Genomic DNA, 238 nt, shown 5'->3' with positions numbered 1-238 from the left:
AAGCCGATCCGCATCCGCAAGAGCAAGTACCTCGACAATCAGATCGAGCAGGACCATCGGCGCATCAAGCGCCGCACTCGGTCAATGCTCGGCTCAAGTCGATGGAGTGCCGATGCCGTCCTTTCCGGCATCGAGATGGTTCACATGATGCGCAAACGGCAGGCGAGGTTCGCCTATAATCCACGTCCCTCGATCGCCGAGCAGTTCGAAATCCTTGCAGCATGATCATCGGCGCGAA

The 238-nt window shown here is 58.0% G+C and carries 1 protein-coding gene; it reads left to right on the top strand.

Annotated features, from left to right (window positions below):
• The coding region (locus AC0L15_RS33310) for a DDE-type integrase/transposase/recombinase (protein WP_473498439.1) at nucleotides 1-225 on the top strand (225 nt) is incomplete at its 5' end.
• Nucleotides 226-238: the final 13 nt, after the last annotated feature.

The sequence above is a fragment of the Mesorhizobium sp. WSM4846 genome, assembly GCF_055811415.1.
The sequence above is the reverse complement of the archived record's forward strand: the minus strand, read 5'-3'. Positions and strand labels throughout refer to the sequence as shown.